The sequence below is a fragment of the Methylomonas rivi genome, assembly GCF_024505165.1.
Taxonomy (GTDB): Bacteria; Pseudomonadota; Gammaproteobacteria; order Methylococcales; family Methylomonadaceae; genus Methylomonas; species Methylomonas rivi.
In genome coordinates, this window is the sequence record NZ_JANIBK010000263.1 from 1 (window position 1) to 2,767 (window position 2,767).

3 protein-coding genes are annotated in these 2,767 nt (G+C 57.1%); all 3 read right to left on the reverse strand.

Annotated elements, in window-relative coordinates:
- Nucleotides 1-254 (reverse strand): hypothetical protein (locus NP596_RS20845; protein WP_256617311.1); only part of this gene is annotated, 254 nt, incomplete at its 3' end.
- On the reverse strand, nucleotides 251-1,159 hold the full coding sequence (locus tag NP596_RS20850) for an ExeA family protein (protein ID WP_256617312.1): 909 nt from the start codon (nucleotides 1,157-1,159) through the stop codon (nucleotides 251-253). The genes NP596_RS20850 and NP596_RS20845, both read right to left, overlap by 4 nt.
- A gap of 23 nt (nucleotides 1,160-1,182) precedes the next feature.
- The coding region (mshL, locus tag NP596_RS20855) for a pilus (MSHA type) biogenesis protein MshL (RefSeq protein WP_256617313.1) at nucleotides 1,183-2,767 on the reverse strand (1,585 nt) is incomplete at its 5' end.

Consider the following 2,767-nt stretch of genomic DNA (forward strand, 5'->3'; position numbering starts at 1 on the left):
ACCGGAACTGGCGGCCGTGGCTTGGCTTGCGCGGCCGATGCGGCGGGTTCGCTGGGCGCGGGTGCTTGAGGCCGCCAATACAGCCAGACGATGCCGGTCAATAAAATGCCCGCCAACCAGACGGTAGGTCGATAGCCGCCGCGAGGCGGCGGCTGGCCGAATTTAATGTCCAGCGTTTGTTGCGACGGAGGATTCGTCCGGCCGGCAGGGTTGCGCTGTTCCAGATCGCGCAACATTTGGTTGATCAGGCTCATAGAGGCAGTGAGGGTGAAAAATACAGATAAATGCCGCCGCTCAATAGTAGCAGCCCGATTAACAGGTATTTAAACCGGCCTTGCTGTTCTTGCTCCCGAGTGGCGTCGGTATCCCGCGCCGCCAGCCAAATCTGCCGCCAGCCGATGCGGCTCAGGCCCTTGCCGTAGGCGGCCAGCATGGCTTTGTGGGCCAGAATGTTCAGCAAGCGCGGGATGCCCCGGCTATAGCGGTGCAGGGCAAATATGGCGAGTCCGGAGAGTAAATCGGTATGGGTATTGCCGGCAATCCGCAGCCGGTGCAGCACATAGTCCTTGACTTGCGCGCGGTTGAGCGGTTTCAAGTCGTAACTGAAGGTGATGCGCTGGCGTAACTGGCGGATGGATTTTTTTTGCAGCAGTTGGTCGAGTTCCGCTTGGCCGAACAAGACGATTTGCAGCAGTTTTTGCTTTTCGGTTTCCAGATTGGTGAGCAGGCGCAGTTTTTCCAGGGTTTCCAGCGGCATGGCCTGGGCTTCGTCGATAATCAGCACGATTTTGTCCCCCCGGCTGGCGGCGGCCAGCAAAAACGCATGGATCAGCGTCAAGGCACTGCTTTGCCCGCAGTTGGGCGGGTACTCGATTCCCAATTCGTCGGCGACGGCGTAGTGCAGTCCGGCCGGGCTCAGTTGAGGATTGGGGAGATAAGCCGTGACGAAAGGCGGGGGCAGCTCGTTGAGCAATTTTCGGCACAGCAAGGTCTTGCCGGCACCGACCGGGCCGGTGATTTTGATGAAACCTTCGCCGCTTTGCAAGGCAATCAACAGCACGTTGAGCGCCTCCCGGTGGCTGGGCAGGTCGCAGAAAAACTCGGTGTCCGGCGTCAGGTTGAACGGTAATTGGCCGAGGCCGAAATGTTGCAGATACATGGGAACCGGCAATCGGGGCTACATTATTTCCACAGTTGTTTTTTCTCCAGGGTTTCCATGCGCCGCCGGCTGTCTTCTATCGGCGCGTCCCAGTCCTGACTGTTGCCGATGATGGTGGGTTTCAGCAGAATGACCAATTCGGACTTCCTGCCGTTGCCCTTGTTTTCGCGGAAGGCGTTGCCCAGATAGGGGATGCGGGATAAAAACGCCACGCCGCTTTTGTTTTCTTCCCTATCCTCCTGCATCAGGCCGCCGATGACGATGATTTGGCCGTTTTCGGCATGCACGATGCTGTCGGATTCGCGGACGGTATTCAGGGCCATGGGGATGTTGCCTTCCTGGCCGTTAATCGTGAAGTTTTTATCCTGGTTTTCCACCCGGGTAATGGAAGGGTGGATGTGCAGCGTGACTTTGTTGCTATCGGCTATCTGCGGCGTTACGTCCAGGGCGATGCCGGAGAAGAACGGCGTCCAGGTGATGTCCTGCGTGACGGTATTGGTGGCGCTGCCGCCGGTCAAAATATTATTGGACGAGACGTCGGTGATGAAATATTCGTCCTGGCCGACTTTAATCACGGCTTTTTGGTTATTGAGAGTGGATATTCTCGGGCTGGACAGGATGTTGGTCTTGCCCTGGCGCTCCATCAGCGAAATGAAGGCGTAAAAATCGCCGACGTTGCCGCTCAGGGTGAACACTTGCGCCGAGCCGGAGATGGCGTTGGTGGCCATGGCCGGAATCGGGTTGCTGGCCATTAAAAAGGCATTGGCGCCGTCGCGCACCATGCTGGCCCAGTTGACGCCGTCCTGATGTTCATCGTTCAGTTCGATTTCCAGAATCTTCGCTTCTATCACCACTTGGCGGCCCAATTGGTCTTGGGTGCTGGCAATCAGTTTTTCCACTTCCCGCATTTGGCCGGGGTTGGCCCGTACCACCACGATGCCGGTCTGTTTGTTGAGAACCACTTTGGTGCCGGTTTGCGGGTTATGCAATTCGCCGCTGTTATCGGTCGCGGGGGATACATCGACGATGGCCGTCAGCGATTGTTGCAGTTCGTCCCAAAAATCGGTTTTGGAAGTGGTGTTAATCCAACTGCCCGAGGTGGCGTTGTTCTGGTTTGCGTAAGGAGTATTCGGGCCGCCGGCGGTAATGGGGTTAATGCCCTGATTCAGCTGATTGAATGCGCCCGAGCGCCTTGAGCCGTTATTGATCTGTCCGGACGACACCCGTGTGTTGGAGCTGCCTTCCCGCAACAAATCGATGCGGTCGATTTTAAAGATCTTGGTTTGCAAGGCGGCCGGGTAAATGATGTAGCCGATATCCGTCTTACTGTAATCGTAACCGTAGACTTTTTGCACCGCGCTCAACACTTGCGGAATGGTGACGTTTTTTAATTCCAGGGAGATGCGTCCGCTGACATCCGGATGCACCACCATGTTTTCCTGGCTGTCGAATACCAGGCTCATAAAGAATTCGCGGGCCTCCACGTCGTGCACCGAAATATTGAAACCGCTTGGCGCGGGCGCCAACGGTTCGTCGAGCGCTAGCGGATTGAACTCGGGCATCAACGCATCGGTTACCGCCGCGGGCGGCGCTAGCGTGTCGGCGGCC